This window comes from Terriglobus sp. ADX1 (assembly GCF_036877645.1).
Classification (GTDB): domain Bacteria; phylum Acidobacteriota; class Terriglobia; order Terriglobales; family Acidobacteriaceae; genus Terriglobus.
The window spans coordinates 16,952-33,631 of sequence record NZ_JAEDXV010000013.1 but is presented as its reverse complement, the minus strand read 5'-3'; the positions used below and the strand labels follow the sequence as shown (position 1 = coordinate 33,631).

14 protein-coding genes are annotated in these 16,680 nt (G+C 58.1%); 8 read left to right on the top strand and 6 right to left on the bottom strand.

Annotated elements, in window-relative coordinates:
* Window positions 1–26 precede the first annotated feature (26 nt).
* A complete protein-coding gene (locus JAO32_RS10365; RefSeq protein WP_334239999.1) occupies window positions 27–1,811 on the bottom strand; it encodes a S53 family peptidase in 1,785 nt (594 codons plus the stop codon).
* Window positions 1,812–2,013: 202 nt separating this feature from the next.
* Window positions 2,014–3,351 (bottom strand): Gfo/Idh/MocA family protein, encoded by a 1,338-nt coding sequence (locus tag JAO32_RS10360; RefSeq protein ID WP_334239997.1) that lies wholly within the window; start codon window positions 3,349–3,351, stop codon window positions 2,014–2,016.
* Window positions 3,352–3,503: 152 nt separating this feature from the next.
* On the opposite strand from JAO32_RS10360, the gene JAO32_RS10355 reads away from it, so the two are divergent.
* The 3 genes from JAO32_RS10355 to JAO32_RS10345 all read left to right on the top strand — a co-directional run bounded on the left by JAO32_RS10355 (window position 3,504) and on the right by JAO32_RS10345 (window position 8,474).
* Window positions 3,504–5,579, top strand: coding sequence for a M13 family metallopeptidase (locus tag JAO32_RS10355; protein ID WP_334239995.1), 2,076 nt, complete (start codon window positions 3,504–3,506; stop codon window positions 5,577–5,579).
* Between the two features lie 282 nt (window positions 5,580–5,861).
* Window positions 5,862–7,100, top strand: a complete 1,239-nt coding sequence (locus JAO32_RS10350) for a beta-propeller fold lactonase family protein (protein WP_334239992.1) — start codon at window positions 5,862–5,864, stop codon at window positions 7,098–7,100.
* 69 nt (window positions 7,101–7,169) lie between these two features.
* Window positions 7,170–8,474 carry a lactonase family protein gene (locus JAO32_RS10345; protein WP_334239990.1) on the top strand — a complete coding sequence of 435 codons (1,305 nt, stop codon included), beginning with the start codon at window positions 7,170–7,172 and terminating at the stop codon, window positions 8,472–8,474.
* Between the two features lie 99 nt (window positions 8,475–8,573).
* Here JAO32_RS10345 and JAO32_RS10340 read toward each other — a convergent pair whose 3' ends face one another.
* The 4 genes from JAO32_RS10340 to JAO32_RS10325 form a co-directional block, all read right to left on the bottom strand.
* A complete protein-coding gene (locus JAO32_RS10340; RefSeq protein ID WP_334239988.1) occupies window positions 8,574–9,524 on the bottom strand; it encodes a carboxypeptidase-like regulatory domain-containing protein in 951 nt (316 codons plus the stop codon).
* A 175-nt stretch (window positions 9,525–9,699) separates the two neighbouring features.
* Window positions 9,700–10,791 carry an SH3 domain-containing protein gene (locus JAO32_RS10335; protein WP_334239986.1) on the bottom strand — a complete coding sequence of 364 codons (1,092 nt, stop codon included), beginning with the start codon at window positions 10,789–10,791 and terminating at the stop codon, window positions 9,700–9,702.
* A 145-nt stretch (window positions 10,792–10,936) separates the two neighbouring features.
* A complete protein-coding gene (locus JAO32_RS10330) occupies window positions 10,937–12,076 on the bottom strand; it encodes a lactonase family protein (RefSeq protein WP_334239984.1) in 1,140 nt (379 codons plus the stop codon).
* 77 nt (window positions 12,077–12,153) lie between these two features.
* Window positions 12,154–12,585, bottom strand: a complete 432-nt coding sequence (locus JAO32_RS10325) for a Fur family transcriptional regulator (protein ID WP_334239982.1) — start codon at window positions 12,583–12,585, stop codon at window positions 12,154–12,156.
* Between the two features lie 178 nt (window positions 12,586–12,763).
* On the opposite strand from JAO32_RS10325, the gene JAO32_RS10320 reads away from it, so the two are divergent.
* The 5 genes from JAO32_RS10320 (at window position 12,764) to JAO32_RS10300 (ending at window position 16,630) form a co-directional block, all read left to right on the top strand.
* A complete protein-coding gene (locus JAO32_RS10320) occupies window positions 12,764–13,192 on the top strand; it encodes a DUF2203 domain-containing protein (RefSeq protein WP_334239980.1) in 429 nt (142 codons plus the stop codon).
* A 173-nt stretch (window positions 13,193–13,365) separates the two neighbouring features.
* Window positions 13,366–13,848: a twin-arginine translocase TatA/TatE family subunit gene (locus JAO32_RS10315; protein WP_334239978.1), complete on the top strand. Its 483-nt coding sequence runs from the start codon at window positions 13,366–13,368 to the stop codon at window positions 13,846–13,848.
* 17 nt (window positions 13,849–13,865) lie between these two features.
* Window positions 13,866–14,651 carry a twin-arginine translocase subunit TatC gene (tatC, locus tag JAO32_RS10310; RefSeq protein WP_334239976.1) on the top strand — a complete coding sequence of 262 codons (786 nt, stop codon included), beginning with the start codon at window positions 13,866–13,868 and terminating at the stop codon, window positions 14,649–14,651.
* Window positions 14,652–14,764: 113 nt separating this feature from the next.
* Entirely contained in the window at window positions 14,765–15,691 is a 927-nt protein-coding gene (locus JAO32_RS10305) for a TerC/Alx family metal homeostasis membrane protein (protein ID WP_334239974.1), read from the top strand.
* 201 nt (window positions 15,692–15,892) lie between these two features.
* The gene (locus JAO32_RS10300; protein ID WP_334239973.1) at window positions 15,893–16,630 is read left to right on the top strand and encodes a DUF899 family protein; all 738 of its coding nucleotides are present in this window, start codon (window positions 15,893–15,895) and stop codon (window positions 16,628–16,630) included.
* Window positions 16,631–16,680 lie beyond the last annotated feature (50 nt).

Sequence of the window (16,680 nt, the reverse complement as noted above, 5' to 3'; positions counted from 1 at the left end):
GCACCCTGTGGGCATGATGCGCAGGTTTACGGGTTGCTGGGCGTCTGCGGCGTTCCAGCCGAAGGGACAAGCGGAGCAAGCAGGAACTGCTTGCCGATCACCGTGCCGTTACCAAGCACACGGTTATAGCCCTTTGCCGTGGTGGAATACAGGCCGTTGAAGCCGGGGATACCCTGACGATAGACCTTCGCCAGGCCAAGGCTCTGCAATGCGGACAACGCGTAAATGTAGTAATTCTCATTGCCAATACGCTTGCCGAAACGCTGCACTGCAAGCGCTGTGAGTCCCGCGAAGTCCGGTGCCGAAGCGCTGGTGCCAATGACGGAATAGTTATAGCCGCCAATGGTCACAATGTCCGAACTATCATCCGCATTGCATGTGATCGCGCCCAAGGGGCACCCGCCCATGTGAAGCGAAACATCCGGCACGGTGCGGAACTTCGCATTGCCCGTGTTGACCAGTGCCTGGAAGAGCGGCTTGCGGAAGTAAACACTGTCGCCACCACCGGAACCCCAATACTGGCCCGTAGACGAAGTGCCGTAGAAGATGTCGCCTTCTAACGGGTCAGCATAGGCCTGCTCACGCACGTAGACGGAGTTCAGGTCTGTGGACGAAGTCTGCGTCGTCACCAGGTTTGTTCCGCCTACACCTACCACGTGCGGGCTGGAGGCTGGGAAGCTGACCGCGGCGAGCGCTGGTCCGCAATCCGGGACACCGTCAAAGCAGGCAGGTGGGAAGGCCGTCAGAGCACCCGCATCACCAGAGCTGGCAATGAACGTGATGCCCTGCGCAGTTCCCTGCGCGATCAGATCATTCTCTTCCTTTAGCAGATAGCTGAAGTCCGTGCCGTCGTTGTATTCCGCCTTGTAGAAGACCTCAGGCGAGCCAAAGGACATGCTGACCACGTCCGCCTTGTTGTCATTCACAATCTGCGACAGGCCAGCGAGGATGCTGTCATCCGACAAGTCCGGCATGTTGTAAAGAATCAGCTTTGCCTGCGGTGCCATGCCGCCAGCCTGCTGTAGATCAAGGTGGGTTTCCGTCGACCCCTGCGAGTCGTAGGGCGCACCGCCGTTGATCTGCACCGTGGAGATGTTTGGTGTGGCCAGCTTCTCATGCGTGAAGTAGGCATTCACGTCCGTCGGGTTGTAGTCACCGGTCATCAGAATGCCAATGGTTACGCCCTTGCCCGTGTATGCCGTATACGACGGCCAGTTATACGCCTGCTTCAGATCGGTGAACCAGTAAGGTCCAGCCGTGCTGTAACGATTCTGCGGATTCGCTGCGGGGGCAATGTGTACAAAAGAACGCGCACGCACAAAGCCGGAGAGGCCGGAAACGATAGCGCCGCTCTGCGAGAGCGCGCCGTTAAGTGTCGGAGCCTGCGTCGCCATCACGGTCTTCTTGCCATTGTGGAACGCTCCATCGTGCAGCGTGGTCTGCAACGCCGCTTCTACAGAGGACGCCTTACCACTCACATGCAGGCGCTGCGGCCCGGCAATGGTCACATCCAGCCCCTGCGCCGCTAGTTGGGCCAGAACCGCCTGCAGCAGTGAGGTGGAAGGCATGTACTTCGCCTTGAACTGTTCCGGTGTCAACCACTTCTGATAGCGCGAGGAAGTGGAGTCCTGCAACGCGGCGATGTCGTTATCGAGCGCATCGCGATTCTGCAGCGGCAGATAGATATTGAATCCCACCTGCTCTGAGGAAGGTGCGCGGCCTTTGTCCACAGCCTTTTCCGCAGCAAATGCGCTGGTAACAGTGAGTGCAATAGAAGCAGCGGCAAGATATCGGCAAGTTTTTACGTTCACGTACAGTTCCTCCGGGGAGACAACACAAGAGAGCGGCACGCAGCCAGAGCAGTCTCCGCTCCGTGATACGTACCGTGGATATAGGTGCCTGAGAGCGTCGCATGCGGCATATGGCGGCGCAATGCACAAGAGGCTTAAGCCCCATTCCTGCAAGAAAAAAGAGGCGCAGCATTGTGGCTGCGCCTCTTCGCGGATAAATCGATTAGCTCTTCAGCTTCATGGCATCGGGATCCCAATGAACGACGGTGCCCTTCTCCATGCTGAGCAGGCTGAGCAGAGCAGCACCGGCTGCACGATAACCAAAGACCGCGTTTTCCGTGGGCTGCTGGCGGCTGCGCATGCAACCAAAGAAGGTACGGAAGTGATCGGCCGTATCGTCGTAGCCCGAGGGAGCCATGTAACGCTCCACACCGGTGGCGTTCAACGCAGCGCGGGCCGCAGCATCTTCTGCATGCTTCTGCGCATAGTCAGCCTTCAGGCGAGCCTGCATCTCGTTGGTAAACGAACCGATGCTGTAGCCCGGTCCCTTTTCACGCGGCACCTTGTTGACGATGACGCCGCGGCTGGTGATCTCCATGCTGCCTTCGGTACCAACGAAGGTGAAGCCTTCGCTCTCTTCGCCGCCATCAACGAAGTTCACGCGCAGCTCCAGGTTCCAGTCGCCGTAGTCATACAGGCCAAGCAGAACATCGGGAACGTCACGACCATCCTTCCAGTAGCGCAGACCGCCGGTGGCATAGGCGCGCGTGGGGCCATTGGTGCCGGTGATGAAGTGCGTACCGCTGAACAGGTGGACGAACAGATCACCTGCAACGCCGGTGCCGTAGTCCTTGTACTTGCGCCACTGGAAGAAGCGTTCCGGGTCCCACGCATGCTTCGGCGCGGCGCCCTGGAAGCGCGGCCAATCGCAGGTCTGTTCATTGGCATCCAGAGGCACGGTGTACTCCCACGCGCCCTGCGCAGAGTTGCGATCCCAGTGACCCTGCACCAGGTTCAGCTTGCCGATCGCGCCAGCCGCCAGCAGTTCCTTCGCCTTGATGTAGATCATCGACGAAACGCGCTGCGACCCGATCTGGATCACGCGGTTGTACTTCTTCGCCGCGTCAATCATCAGCGGGCCATCGGCATACTCGTGGATCATCGGCTTTTCGCAGTACACATCCTTGCCCGCGGCCATTGCGTCGATGGCAACCTTGCGGTGCCAGTGATCCGGCGTGCCGATGATGACAGCGTCAATGTCGCTGCGCTTCAGGATTTCGTTGTAATCCCTGGTAGTTTGCAGGTCATTGCCCCACAGTTCCTTGGCATGGGCCAGGCGACCGTCGTAGCAATCGGCCACGGCCAGCAGTTTCACGTTGGGCAGAGTCAGTGCGGATTTCGTGATGCTCTGACCACGTCCGCCCGCACCAATCAGGGCAACGTGGATCTGGTCGTTTGGTCCCAGGCGGCGTTCCTGGGCAAAGGTCTTCAACAGGGGAATCTGTGTTCCCGCAGCGGCAAGGCCAGCGTTCCGCAAAAATGAACGGCGATTCAGTGACATGCTTTGTTTCCCTCCAGCAGCACCCGTCATCGTAAGCGATGCGCATATCATCTGCCCAACCGGGCCCACGAAAATGCTGCACTGACAGGTGAAATCCAATACAGTATGGGGTACGTTTCCACTTCACCCCAAACTAACCCGAAGGACCGCGCATGAAGTTCCCCACCTGTTCTGCGATCGCCGCCGTTGCCGTATTTGGCCTTGGCATGACCGCCGCTGCCCAGCAGATGTCTCTTGCTCTGGATGGGCAGGAGGCTTCCATCACCGTTCCGAAGCCCGCGGTTTCCATGGACCTGTCCGCCATCGACAAGACGGCCGATCCCTGCACGGACTTTTACGCCTACGCCTGCGGCAACTGGCGCAAGGAACATCCCATCCCGGCAGACAAGGTGCGTTTCGGGCGCTTTGATGAACTGCAGGAGCGCAACGTTTATACCGTCTATTCACTGCTGAAGGACGCCTCTGCCAATCCCAAGACGCCGCTGCAGGCCAAGTACGGCAACTTCTTCGCCGCCTGCATGAACGACGACCTGGCAGAAAAACTCGGCGCAAAGCCGATCCAGCCCATCCTTGCGCAGATCAACAACTGGAACGACAAGAAGCAGTTGGCAAAGCTGGTAGGCACACTGGAAGACACCTACGGCACATCGCTGTTTTACGGCTTCGGTTCGCAGCAGGACCAGAAAGACAGCAGCCAGCAGATCCCGGGATTGTTCCAGGGCGGCCTCTCGCTTCCCGATCGCGACTACTATCTGCAGGACGATGAGCGCATGGTCACGCTGCGCAAACAATATGTTGAGCACGTAACGAAGATGTTCGTGCTGGCAGGCGACTCGCCGGAAAAGGCCGCAACGGAAGCACAAGCAGTCCTCCGCATTGAAACAGCACTGGCGAAGGCGTCCATGCCTCGCGTGGAACTGCGCGATCCGGCAAAGCGCTACCACCCGCAGCCCATAGCGGAACTGCAAAGCTCCACGCCGAACTACCAGTGGAGCGACTACTTCTCCGCCATCAAGACGCCGGTGACAAACCTGAATGTGGGTACACCGGACTTCTTCAAGGGATTCAACGAACAGGTCGCTTCCTCCAGCACGGACGACCTGAAGAGCTACATGCGCTGGCATGTGATCCATAGCAATGCGGGCGCGTTGAGCAAGGCATTTGATCAGGAGAACTTCCGCTTCTTCGCGCAGACGTTGCAGGGACAGAAGGAGCAGGCACCGCGCTGGAAGCGGTGCACACAGCAGACGGACGCCGCGCTGGGCGAAGCTGTCGGAGCGGACTGGGTAGCAAAGTACTTCACCCCGGAAGCCAAGAAAAACATGCAGGAACTGGTGCATCAGCTTGAGGCCGCGCTGGGCGAGGACATCAAGAACCTGGACTGGATGAGCGCCGCCACCAAGGAACAGGCGCTGAAGAAGCTGGCCGCATTCCGCGACAAGATCGGTTATCCCGAAGTCTGGCGCGACTACAGCAAGCTGGAAGTAAAGCGCGATGATCGCGTGGGCAACCTGAATCGCGTCTCCGTCTTTGAAGATCGCCGCGATCTGAACAAGATCGGCAAGCCGGTGAACGAGAAGGAATGGGGCATGACACCGCCCACCGTGAATGCCTACTACAACCCCGCGCAGAACGACATCAACTTCCCTGCCGGCATCCTGCAACCGCCGTTCTATGACTTCAAGATTGATCCTGCGGTGAACTATGGCGCCATCGGCGTGGTGATTGGCCACGAGATGACGCACGGCTTCGACGACCAGGGCAGCAAGTTCGATCCGCAGGGCAATGTGCGTTCGTGGTGGACAGAAGCCGACAAGGCTGAGTTCGACAAGCGCACACAATGTGAAGTGGACGAATATGGATCGTTTGAACCGGTTTCGGGAACCAAACTGAACGGCAAGCTGACGCTGGGTGAAAACACCGCAGACAACGGCGGCCTGCAGGTGGCTTACATGGCCATGCAGAAGGAACTGGACAAGCTGGGACCGGACGCACGCAAGCCCATTGACGGTTACACACCGGAGCAGCGCTTCTACCTTGGCTATGCGCAGGTGTGGTGCGAAAACACCCGCGATGAAGCGGCACGTGTGCGCGCCAAGACTGATCCGCACTCGCCCGGCCGCTTCCGCACCAACGGTGGCGTACAGAACCAGGCAAACTTTGCCAAGGCATTCTCCTGCAAACAGGGACAGCCGATGGCTCCCACCAACGCTTGCCGTGTCTGGTAAACCAACACATACTCCATAAGAAGGAAGGGCGCGGCACGTGTGGCCGCGCCCTCCTTTCTGAGGAAAACATTTACCTTTACGAAGTCATCGTGAGGGCTAACCTTTGCCATAAATCGCCGTCTACTCGGCACAGTAATAAGAAGAGGTAAAGGTTCTGGTAGCAGCGGTGGCGGAAATCCCCCGCGGCGCATACAATCAACAGAGCATTTTCACTTCCCAGGCGAAGGTGTGTCTTGCCGGCGGCATGTGTCCGGGGCCGTCCATGGGAATCGAAGGAAACACATGAAGTTGAGTGGAATCGGCCGGAAAGTTCTGGCCTGTGCGGCAACAGTAGGTCTCTCCCTGGGAATCACCTCGTGCGGCAGCTATACGGTTGGCTACCTGTGGGTCATGGAAGGCCAAACGAGCAGCAATAGCGCCGCGGGCACCATTACCGGCTACAAGATTGATAACTACTCCGGCAACCTGACGGAGATGGTGCATTCGCCCTTCCCGGCAGGCGGCAGCAATCCCGTAATGGGTGTTGTAAAGCCCGGCGGACGTTACCTGTATGTTCTGAATCAGGGTGACGCAAACAACTCCGTTTCTCAGTTCAGCGTCGGTGGCGACGGTGTGCTGACATTCCAGCAGGCATTCGCCAGCCAGGGTGGAACCCCGGTCTGGATGGATATCAGCACCGGTGGCGACTATCTGTATGTTCTGGACCAAGTGTCCCCGGACAACAAGACCACCTGCGCTTCTGCTACCGGTATGCTGTCCGCTCCTTGCGGTTCCATCACGGTCTTCGCGATTGACGCCGACACCGGCCGTCTGTCGCTGGTGCAGAACCAGTCCGTGAAGAACAATGGCACGTACCTGACCTACACCTCGACCGGCCCAGCGCCGACCCGCATCAAGACCACCTCGTCCGCCTCTGTCATTGTCGTCAACGGCGACCAGACGGTGACCTCGCTCGCAGTAGGCACCGGCGGTCAGCTGACGGTGAATGCGAACTCGACGCAGGTCATCGACCAGACGCAGACCATCAACATTACGTCCATCACCCTTGGTGGCAGCTACCTGTACCTGACGGACGCCGCAAACAACCGTATCCTGCAGTACACGGTCTCCAGCGCGGGCGTTCTGCAGCCGGTAACCGGTGGCCAGGTAGCCAACTTCGTCAGCGGCGCGACCCCGGTCTGGACCATGACGGACTCCGCCAACAAGTGGCTGTATGTCCTGAACCAGAACAACACCTCTACCTCCACCTCCAAGAGCTCCATCGGTGCGTATCAGATTCTGAGCACCGGCCAGCTGCAGCAGCAGGGTGGCCAGCTCAATCCGTATTCCGTGGGCTCCGGTCCGGTCTGCATGGTGGAAGATCCCTCCAAGCAGTGGGTGTACACCTCCAACCAGGATGGAACGGTGACGGGTTATCACGTCGACCACAATCAGGGCACACTGCAGGTTCTGCAGCACGGCTCCACCTTCCAGGCAACGGGACGTCCGGCCTGCCTGGTCGTCAGCGGCATCACGAGCTAGCTCGGGAATATGCGGGATGGTCGCAAGGCCATCCCGCAACCGGCAACACGATTTGAGGAAATGCAACGCATGAAGTTCAACCAGATCAGCCGTTTCGGCGCCGCTTCCGTTCTCTCGCTGGCAGCCTGCCTCGGCCTTACCGCCTGCTCACGCGACTATACGGTCGGCTTTCTCTATGTGACCTCGTCCAAAGCCAGCACGACGACCAACCAGAACGGCGTGCTGAATGAGTTCGGCATCGACTACCAGACCGGATCGCTGATCCGCCTGGCGTCGTCCGGCCAAGACACCGGCGGCCGCAATCCTGTGGCGCTGGCCATCACTTCTAACCAGAAGACCGTTTTCGTGGTGAATAAGGACGATAGCAACATCGTCAACTTCGCCATTGGCACGGACGGTAAGCTGTACGCACAGAAGACGGTCACCGTAGCGGGTTCGTTCCCCACGGCGCTTGCCATCTCTGGCGATAGCAAGTACCTGTACGTGACCTTCACGTATCAGCCCGGCTACACCACGGCCAACCCCGGCCCGGGCGGCGTGGAAGTCTTCCCGCTCTCCACGGATAGCAGCACCGGCGTGGTTTCGCTGGGAACGCCGCTCTCCAATGGCGGCCTGAACTACTTCCCCGTCGGCTTCACCCCGGTAGGCATCGCCGTGACGAGCAACGTGAACAACAACGCGCCCAGCTCCATCAACGGTTCGGACTGCACCGATACAAGCTGCTCGTCGTATGCCTACGTCATCGATCAGGACGGCAACACGACGAACAACCTGCTGGCATTCAAGCGTACGCTTAGCAGCGGTGTCATCACGGCCATCGGCCAGACGACCATCGCTTCGGGATCGGGTACCTCCACCGGTTACAACTCCGGTGTTCTGGCATCCGGCATCGCAGCCGTTCCGCTTGGCAACCGCTTGTACATCACTGACAAGAGCGCAAACCAGATCATCGGTTACACGATCCCGTCGAGCGGCATCCCGCAGGCAATCCTGTCCGGCCCGTTTGCGACCCAGTCGCAGCCGGTTGGCCTGACGATTGATCCGCGTGGCCAGTTCCTGTACACCGCGAACTACAACGCGAACACCGTGGGCGCATACGCGATCGCCAGCAACACCGGCGCTCTGTCCGCCACCAGCACCGGCGCGCAGTCCACCGGTGGTGTAGGACCGACCTGCGTAACGATTGAAAACGCGCTGGGCATCTACCTGTACACGTCGAACTTCCTGGACAACACCGTGGGCGGCCTGCAGCTGAAGCCCGCAACTGGTGAACTGGTGAAGATCCGCAACACGCCGTTCCCGGCATCGTCCGGCCCGTCGTGCGCAGCGGCTGTCGCCAACGGAACCCACTCGACACAGTTGATTACTCAGTAAGCAACAACTCAGAACAGACGAAAGGGATGCGATGAACTCGCATCCCTTTCGCTTTTGCTTCTCAACGTTTTGATTGGCGGGAGGACAGCAGGCACGATTTCAGCGCTTATCGCGGCCCTGCAGGTGCGGCGTCAGCTTGGGCACAACGAACTCCTGCATGATTGCGCCGAAGATTCCGAACGCTGTTCCAATGGCTGCATTCTGTAGCGTCAATCCTGCTCCGTTGCGATCGCTGGCGGGGTAGTAGAGATTGCTGATGCCTGCCGAAGCAAAGTTCCCAATGACATTGGAGTAGTTGAATACGGTCTTGTTCTGGTCGTTGCGGCAGAAGATCACGCTTGCGGCGGCGTGGCGCGTACGCGACATCACAGAGCCGCTCCCCTGGTACCGATAACGCGGATCCTGATGAAAGATCACCGGCAAGATCGCTCCACCGAGGAACGTGCTGACCGCACCATCGGCAAACGAGGCTCCATAGCGTTTTGCATAGCCGGACGCTCCAGTGCCATAACCGCTGAAGCTGTTATTGCCCTGCTCTACTCCGGCGACGATAGCGGCAGTAGCAAAAGAAAATGGATCCAGCGTGGAGCGCCAGGCAAGGTGAAATTTCTGCCCCTTCGATAACGGCGCAGGGCTCGCTTCGTAGACCACGTAAAAATTGGGAACGACTCCGAGCACGCGCTGTTTCATCTCGAAGTTCACCTGCTCGGTGGCGATTTCTTTTTCGGTGGCCGTTACGGTAACGCTTGCGAATTTCCCTTCGGGACGCAGCTCGATCGCATCCAGTTCCTTCTCTTCACCGGGAAGGATTTCGCCACTGCGTGTGTCCGCAAAGAAGCCAATAGCCGTGATGTGCAGCGTATAGGAACCCGGGGTGACACCATAGGCATGGAAGACACCGTCTTCGTCCGCAAAGGCGACTGCAGTCACTCCACCAGACAGAACCTCGACGCGCGCGCCCGGTAACAGCGCGCCATCCCCATCCTGCACTGTCCCCACGAGCGAGGCCTTGTTCAGCATAGAAGCCGTCTGTCCAGCCTCCTGCGCCATAACACCAACCGGTGCGGCACAAAAAAAGGTCAGACCGCACAGCCATCGCGAAAGGCGCATGAAGTACAAGACGGTCCGGATCGACAGAAGTTCTTTTTCTGGAACGCCATACCGCGTCATCCCATTCCCCATTCGGGAGAAAGACGCGAAATACAGTGGAAATGTTGGATTGCGACTAGCGCCGCTTCTTACCGGCCTTTTCCTTCTTCTCGACAGGTTGCAACTGCGCCTCAGCAGGCGGCTGCGTTCCCGGCGGCAGGACACGCCGTGTGATGTTGCCTTCCAGGCGGTACGTCTTGGTCACAAGCTGGCCCTTGGCGACGCGGAACTGGCCATTCGCATCGGCCTGCGGCACCGGCGCGCCAGCCGCCAACACCGTGTAGATGTAAGTGGGTGCAGGCCCGGTCCCCGGCAAGCGGTCATGCGCAGGCGTTCCCGGATCAGAACCAATCTTCACTGGAAAATAGCCCAGGATGTTTCTGTCGCGGTTCGCTGTTTCGTAGCGATGCCGCTTCAGGTTCCACGAGTAGACACGGACCTGATTGAAGTCATACGGCAATCCCGCTTCATACGGACTGGTCACGGTCACGTACTGCGGAACCTCTTTGCTGACGCCTTCAATCTCCGGATCGATCACCTTGTTGATGATGTATGCGCCCACGATGCGCTGGCCTTCCGCATAACGCGAGATAGCTTCCGGCACCTCGGTATTGAGCAGGCCACTGGTCATCCAGCCGGTGTGATTCTTCGCGTCACGCACCAGCCACCAGTCCTGCATGGGAGGCTTCAACACTTCGCCTTCTTTCACCTGGATGCCCTTGGCGCGAGCCATGCTTTCCACGGTCTGACCAGGCGGCAAAGGTTTCTGAATTGAAGCACGTTGAAGAAGCTTTAGCTTATCGCCGTCAGCAAGACGGTAAAAACGATCCGTCTGAATGCCGGGCGCAATATGCAGATACACATCATCGCTCACCGTACCTGTCGCTACGACAGGATCGTTCTCATGGTCTTTCTGAAGCTGCTCGAACGCATCGGCGATCTTCTCGGTGGCCACGGCACGTTCATCAATCCAGCCAATCTCGCCATTGTCCGTCTTCACACGATAGAAGCGACGATTCTGCTCCAGAATCTCCAACCTCTGACCGTTCACCACGTTGCCGGTACGATTCGATACAGCCGCGATGCGATCACGCAGGAATGTGCCCTTCGCCGTCACATAGACGTAATGCGTAAGCACCTTCGGCTTGAAATGATTGCAGCCGGACATCAGCGAAATCGCCGATCCCAGGGCTAGAACACACGCAAATCGGGCCGAAAATGGAGACAATCGCAACATCCGCACTGAGTCTGAGGATAGCATCGCTACCCCGGTGGATACCCTGCGTGAACCACGTCTGAGGCGCAAGGCAACCTTAGTGCGACAGCGCAACAATGCTGGCGTTTGTACCCGTGGACGACGTCGCAACGGAGTTCAACTTGCCTGCCGTTGTGCTGTCAAAGCCATACAACGTGACATCCGGCGACCCGGAATAAGCCGCCGCGGCAATGTATTTTCCCGTGGAATCCGCTCCCAGCGACGTCACGGCAACGCCAGACGCAAATGGCGATCCGCTGATGGCCGTCAGCTTCGCATTCGCATCAATCGACCAGCCAGAGATGGTGTTGTCACCACGATTCGCCACGTAAACATACTTGCCGGTGTTATCCAGCACCACCGAATACGGCTGCGTTCCAGCGCTATAGGTCTGCGAAGTCGTCGGTGTCAGAATGCCCCCGGAGGTGATGGTGTTCACCACCAACCCCGGATTGGTGCCGCTGCGCGCTTCGTAGAGATAGCTGCTGGTGCTGTCGATGGCAATCGAGTTGTCGCTGGTGAAGCTGGGCGGCGCAGTCTGCGTCTGGTATTGCAGAGCTCCGGTCGACGTGTTGAAGCTGAAGAACAACTCGCCCGCAGTTCCCATAGCCGCAATGACGAAGCTGCCTGAGGGCGCAATGCGAAGCTGCTTGGGCACCACCGTTCCGCTTGCCGTGAACCCAAGGCCACCGTTCGGCCCAATGACCAGCGTGCCATCGCTGTTAATGCTGAACAGATCCAGCGCATTGCCGCTGCCATCCAGCACAATAAGCCACTTCCCGTCCGGCGTGGTCTGCATGTCTGCGCAGTTTGCATTGACGAGGGCGTTGCCGCTGTTCATGGAGCTCAGTGCGCCATTGCTGCCAATCGTAAAGCCGAAAATCTGCGAGACAGTTCCCACCCACAGATATTTGTTGTCGCGGCTAACGGTAATCGCCGTAGGCGTAAAGCTGAAGTTCAAAGGCGAACCAGTCAATGCCGACAGCGTTCCGGTGGAAGAAATGCCCAACCCCGATACCGAATTGGCACCGGCATTCGCGACGAAAAGGTAATTCCCGGATGTTGTACCACCGCCACCGTTATTACCGCCGCTGCCTGAATTGCCATTTTCCGGCGTGAAAAACTTGCCGGTGCCGCAACCATTCAAGAGCAACAGGCCTGAGAACAAAAATGGAACAGCGCGGCGAAACAGAAACATGGAAAACACACCACTCCTGACGGCAGGGAAAGTCAATCCATTGGACGCAACAGGGGAAGAAATGCGCAATAAAATCTTTAGTTTGGCCGAGCCTGGCAGTCCGGGCAGACGCCGATCACATCGATCGAAACGCGCTCCACCAGGAAGCCACCCGGCATCGCCGCCTGCAGGAGGGGCGTACCAAACTCGCCGTCCGGAAGATCCGTTACCTTGCGGCATACCGAACACACCATATGGTGATGCGGCACATCATTCATCTCCACGCGCAACGTTCCGTGGTGCATGGAAAGCTCGCGAAACACGCCGCTTTCCACAAAAAGATGGATGTTCTTGTACACGGTAGCCAGCGAGATGGACGGTATACGCTGCTTCACCGCCTCAAAGACTTCTTCCGGCGACGGGTGGCCATACATGCTCTGCATGGTCTCGTACAGCACCTGCCGCTGATGCGTCACCGCAATCCCGTGGCGGGCGCAGAGTTCGCGGAAGGATCGGAGAGTCTCAGGCATATCACTAATTAGTAGAAATCCCCCAACTGGCAGTGTCAAGACAGATACCCAGCCCCCACCGGTATGAATTTTTCCCATCCGGCACACCAATGCGCTTAGGATGAAAATCCCTTGGTTGAACTTGTGGCCCATGCGCCGTATGCTTGCGCGAAGCCCTTCTGCGGAAAGGAGAAACCCAATGCGCACCTTTACTCTTCCAGAAGCACAAACGCTGCTTCCCGTGCTGGATTCTCTACTGCAACGCGCGCAGGAGGCCGCTTCCGTAGCCACCGTGCGCGAAAACTCATTGGCAGGGCTATCCCAGGCCATCTTCCTGTCTGGTGGGCTGCGCGTGGACCTGCAGGAAGTCTCCCGCATCAAGGCAGAACACTCCGCCGCTGTCACCCAGGCGAAGGACACATTGGCAGAGATTGAAGCCATTGGCGTTGAGGTCCGCGACCTGGCCAGCGGCCTGCTTGAATTTCCATTTCAGCTCGGCGATGAGGTTGTGATGCTCTGTTGGCTACAGGGCGAAAAGAACATTACCCAGTGGCACGCAGCCGAAGCTGGATGGGACGAGCGCAAACCGCTGGATGAACGCTTCACTCGCGGCGACAAACTCCAGTAACCGTCAGCAAATCCTCGCGCCCGCTTACGAAGCTTCTATACAAAAGGTCGTCATCCTGAGCGAAGCGTAGCGAAGTCGAAGGACCTGCATTCTTTTCGCACCACAACAACGTCGCTGGGAACCCAAAACCGCCTCCCCAGCAGCGCTCTCAACTTGCTATCCTTACAGTCACGATGCCCAGCTTTCAGGACTCCGTTGTCATCTTCATTCTGGCCCTCATTCTGGTGGGTCCGAAGAACCTGCCTAAACTGGCGCGCCAGCTTGGCAAACTGATGGCTGAGTTCCGCCGCGCCTCCAACGAATTCCGCATGCAGATGGAAGACGAGCTCCGCGTGGAAGAGCAGAAGGAGCACGAGGCAAAGGTCGCCGCACTTGCTGGCCCTGTCTCCGAGACACCTTCCGGCGAAACCACCGCAGAAGGCACAGAAGTTGTCGCCACGGAAGCTACGCCCATTGCTGAAGCTGGGTCGCTCAAGATGATGCCGCCCTCCACTGGCCTTCCCGTGGAAGCAGGCAGCTATCCTACGCCGGACTTCGCCACCGCCGAGCATCAGGAGATCACCTCTGAAGCTGGCATCAGCAGCGAAGAACCCCGCGAAGAGATCCATGAACTTGTTCCGGCCGACACCGATGTCGACCACCGACACAACGACTGATACGTAAGAAAGACGGAATGCCCGACGTTATCGAAAAAGCACGCGAAGCCGTACATGAACGCGCCGAACTCCCCGGCATGAGCCTGATGGAGCATCTCACTGAGCTGCGCTCCCGCCTCATCCATTCTGCCGTTGCTTTGCTCATCGGTTTCTGCGTCGCCTACTACTGGCATGAACAACTCTTCAACATCGTGCAGCGGCCCATGGACCAGCTGCATTACCAGCTGAACATCACTCACCCCACCGACGGCCTCAACATCTATCTGAAAACGGCCCTCTACGGCGGTGCCATCCTGGCTGCGCCTTACATCCTGTACCAGCTCTGGCTGTTTATCTCGCCGGGCATGTACAAAAACGAGAAGAAGTTTGTGGTGCCATTCATGGCAGCCACCGTTGCGCTATTTTTCTGTGGCGCGTACTTCGGTTATCGCTGGGTTCTGCCCTCGGCTCTGCACGTTCTCATTGGTGAATTTGGCCATCGCTTCAACGCCATCATCACCATTGACGAATACACCAGCTTCTTTACAGCCATCATCTTCGGCCTGGGCATTACGTTTGAACTGCCCATCCTGATCTTCTTCCTATCCCTGTTTGGCATCGTGGATGCCAAATTTCTCGTCCGACACGCGCGTTATGCGATCCTCATCATCTTCGTGATCGCTGGCATCATCTGCCCGTTGCCTGACCCGCTCAGCATGTGCCTCTTCGCAGCACCCATGCTTGTGCTTTACGGTCTCAGCATCGGCGTTGCTTACCTGGCACATCCAGCACGTCGCAAGAAGGAACTGCCGGCAGGTAGTTAATCTCCCTCAATAAAAGTCCAACCCGTTCGTGACATCACGAACGGGGTTCTCTCTTGCATAATCTTTGGCTTTCTTACGAACTCGCTCTAAAAGCATTAGCATCAAATCTACTGATGCCGAACGCCCAGCCCATTGACTGGATTGTCTTCCACGCGCTGCTCCTCGTTTTACTCGCGTTAGAAATCCTACTTCTACACAAGACCACACCAGAGAGCGCACCCAAGCGTTCTTACGCAGCAACAGCCCTGTGGATACTGGGCGCGGCGAGCTTCGGAGCCTACGTTTATCTCCGTCTGCATCCGCAACTCGGACAGGAATTTCTCGCAGGTTACGCGCTGGAAGAATCACTCTCCATCGACAACCTATTCGTCTTCCTGCTGCTCTTCAAAAGCTTCCGCATCGTACCGGATAAGCAGCGCCGCGTCCTCTTCTTTGGCATCCTCGGTGCGGTAGTTATGCGCGCAGGATTCATTGTTGCCGGAGTCGCGATTCTGGAGAAGTTCAACTGGGTCACCTACATCTTCGCTGTTGTTCTGCTCGTTGCCGCTGTACGCCTCGTGCTGCCGGAAGATCACGAACACCCGAAGAAACCAAAGTGGCAAGAATGGCTGGAGAAGCGCCAGCCCATCTCACTCTCGCAGGATGGCTTCACGGCGATAGAAAACGGCAGGCGCATTCCCACGGTGCTGACGCTTGCGCTGATCGGCATCGCCTTCGCAGACTTTGTCTTCGCGCTCGATTCCATTCCCGCCGTACTTTCCATCACCCGCCATACCTTCATCGCATACACCTCAAACATCCTCGCGGTGATGGGCCTGCGCAGCCTCTTCTTTGTCCTCACGCATGCGCTGGGCAAGCTCCGCTATCTGCACTACGGTCTTGCTGCCGTGCTGGCCTTTGCTGCCGCAAAGATGCTCATTGCGCCCTGGTATGAAGTCACGCCGCTGGCATCGCTGGTAGTCATCTTCGCGATCCTCGCCGTCACGATTGTGGTTTCGCTACTTCTCCAGCGCAAGCATCCCGAAGCCCCCGCCGTTTAAAACGTCCCCTACGGCCGTCATCGTGAGCGAAGCGCAGCAGTGCCGTCATCCTGAGCGGAGCACGCAGTGCGAAGTCGAAGGCCCCGCTTTCTCCTCTGCTCTCTACAACGCTGGCGTCAGCAAGCAGCTATAGCCTGGAGAGCCGCTTGCCAAGCCTCATACCTGGATGTGTACAATGTCCACATTCAGGAGACGCACCCAATGCCGTTGACTCCAGCTACCGAACTCGCAGCAAAGAACAAGGCCCATCACCCCAATGAATCCCCCACCTACCGTGAAGCTCGCAATAAACTTCTTGCGGAAGAGATCGAACTGCGCCGCCACATTGCAGCCGTTGCCGAACAGCGGCGCGCCCTGCCATTGGGCGGTGAAATCCCCGAGGATTACACACTCATCGGCCCCAACGGCCCGGTGAAATTCTCCAGCCTCTTCGGCGACAAGAACACACTGCTCGTCTACAGCTACATGTACGGTCCGCAGCGCAAGCGTCCGTGCCCCATGTGTACGTCCATGCTTAGTTCGTGGGAGGCCGCAGCGCGCAACTTCACACAGAAGGCCGCGCTCGCTGTTTTCGCACGTTCCCCCATCGAGCGCCTGGAAGATTGGACGAAGGAACGCGGCTGGAAGAATCTGAAACTGTATTCCGATTCCGACGGAGCCTACACCCGAACCTACGTCTCGCCGGAAGACGCAGACGTACCCGGCATGAACGTCTTCATGAAACGCAATGGCCATATCTACCACTTCTGGGCACCGGAGATGAGCATGGAGATGAACGACCCGGAACAGGACCCACGCGGTGCGCCCGATCCAGACACGCTATGGACCATGTTCGACATGACACCCGAAGGCCGCGATCCCAAGTGGTACCCAAGCCTCGACGGTGCCGGAGGCATACTCCATCAGATCGATCTGGACGCAAACCCACCTTCAAAATAAAAGCAGAAAGGGTGCAGCATCGCTGCACCCTTCGCTTTCATGCGCAACAA

Excerpts from the sequence above, each read along its gene's own strand:
- JAO32_RS10320 (WP_334239980.1), top strand. The coding sequence starts at position 12,764 with ATGCGCACCTTTACTCTTCCAGAAGCACAAACGCTGCTTCCCGTGCTG.
- JAO32_RS10315 (WP_334239978.1), top strand. The coding sequence starts at position 13,366 with ATGCCCAGCTTTCAGGACTCCGTTGTCATCTTCATTCTGGCCCTCATT.
- JAO32_RS10305 (WP_334239974.1), top strand. The coding sequence starts at position 14,765 with ATGCCGAACGCCCAGCCCATTGACTGGATTGTCTTCCACGCGCTGCTC.
- JAO32_RS10335 (WP_334239986.1), bottom strand. The coding sequence starts at position 10,791 with ATGTCCGGCTGCAATCATTTCAAGCCGAAGGTGCTTACGCATTACGTC.
- tatC (WP_334239976.1), top strand. The coding sequence starts at position 13,866 with ATGCCCGACGTTATCGAAAAAGCACGCGAAGCCGTACATGAACGCGCC.
- JAO32_RS10330 (WP_334239984.1), bottom strand. The coding sequence starts at position 12,076 with ATGTTTCTGTTTCGCCGCGCTGTTCCATTTTTGTTCTCAGGCCTGTTG.
- JAO32_RS10355 (WP_334239995.1), top strand. The coding sequence starts at position 3,504 with ATGAAGTTCCCCACCTGTTCTGCGATCGCCGCCGTTGCCGTATTTGGC.
- JAO32_RS10325 (WP_334239982.1), bottom strand. The coding sequence starts at position 12,585 with ATGCCTGAGACTCTCCGATCCTTCCGCGAACTCTGCGCCCGCCACGGG.
- JAO32_RS10350 (WP_334239992.1), top strand. The coding sequence starts at position 5,862 with ATGAAGTTGAGTGGAATCGGCCGGAAAGTTCTGGCCTGTGCGGCAACA.
- JAO32_RS10360 (WP_334239997.1), bottom strand. The coding sequence starts at position 3,351 with ATGTCACTGAATCGCCGTTCATTTTTGCGGAACGCTGGCCTTGCCGCT.
- JAO32_RS10340 (WP_334239988.1), bottom strand. The coding sequence starts at position 9,524 with ATGGCGCAGGAGGCTGGACAGACGGCTTCTATGCTGAACAAGGCCTCG.
- JAO32_RS10345 (WP_334239990.1), top strand. The coding sequence starts at position 7,170 with ATGAAGTTCAACCAGATCAGCCGTTTCGGCGCCGCTTCCGTTCTCTCG.
- JAO32_RS10300 (WP_334239973.1), top strand. The coding sequence starts at position 15,893 with ATGCCGTTGACTCCAGCTACCGAACTCGCAGCAAAGAACAAGGCCCAT.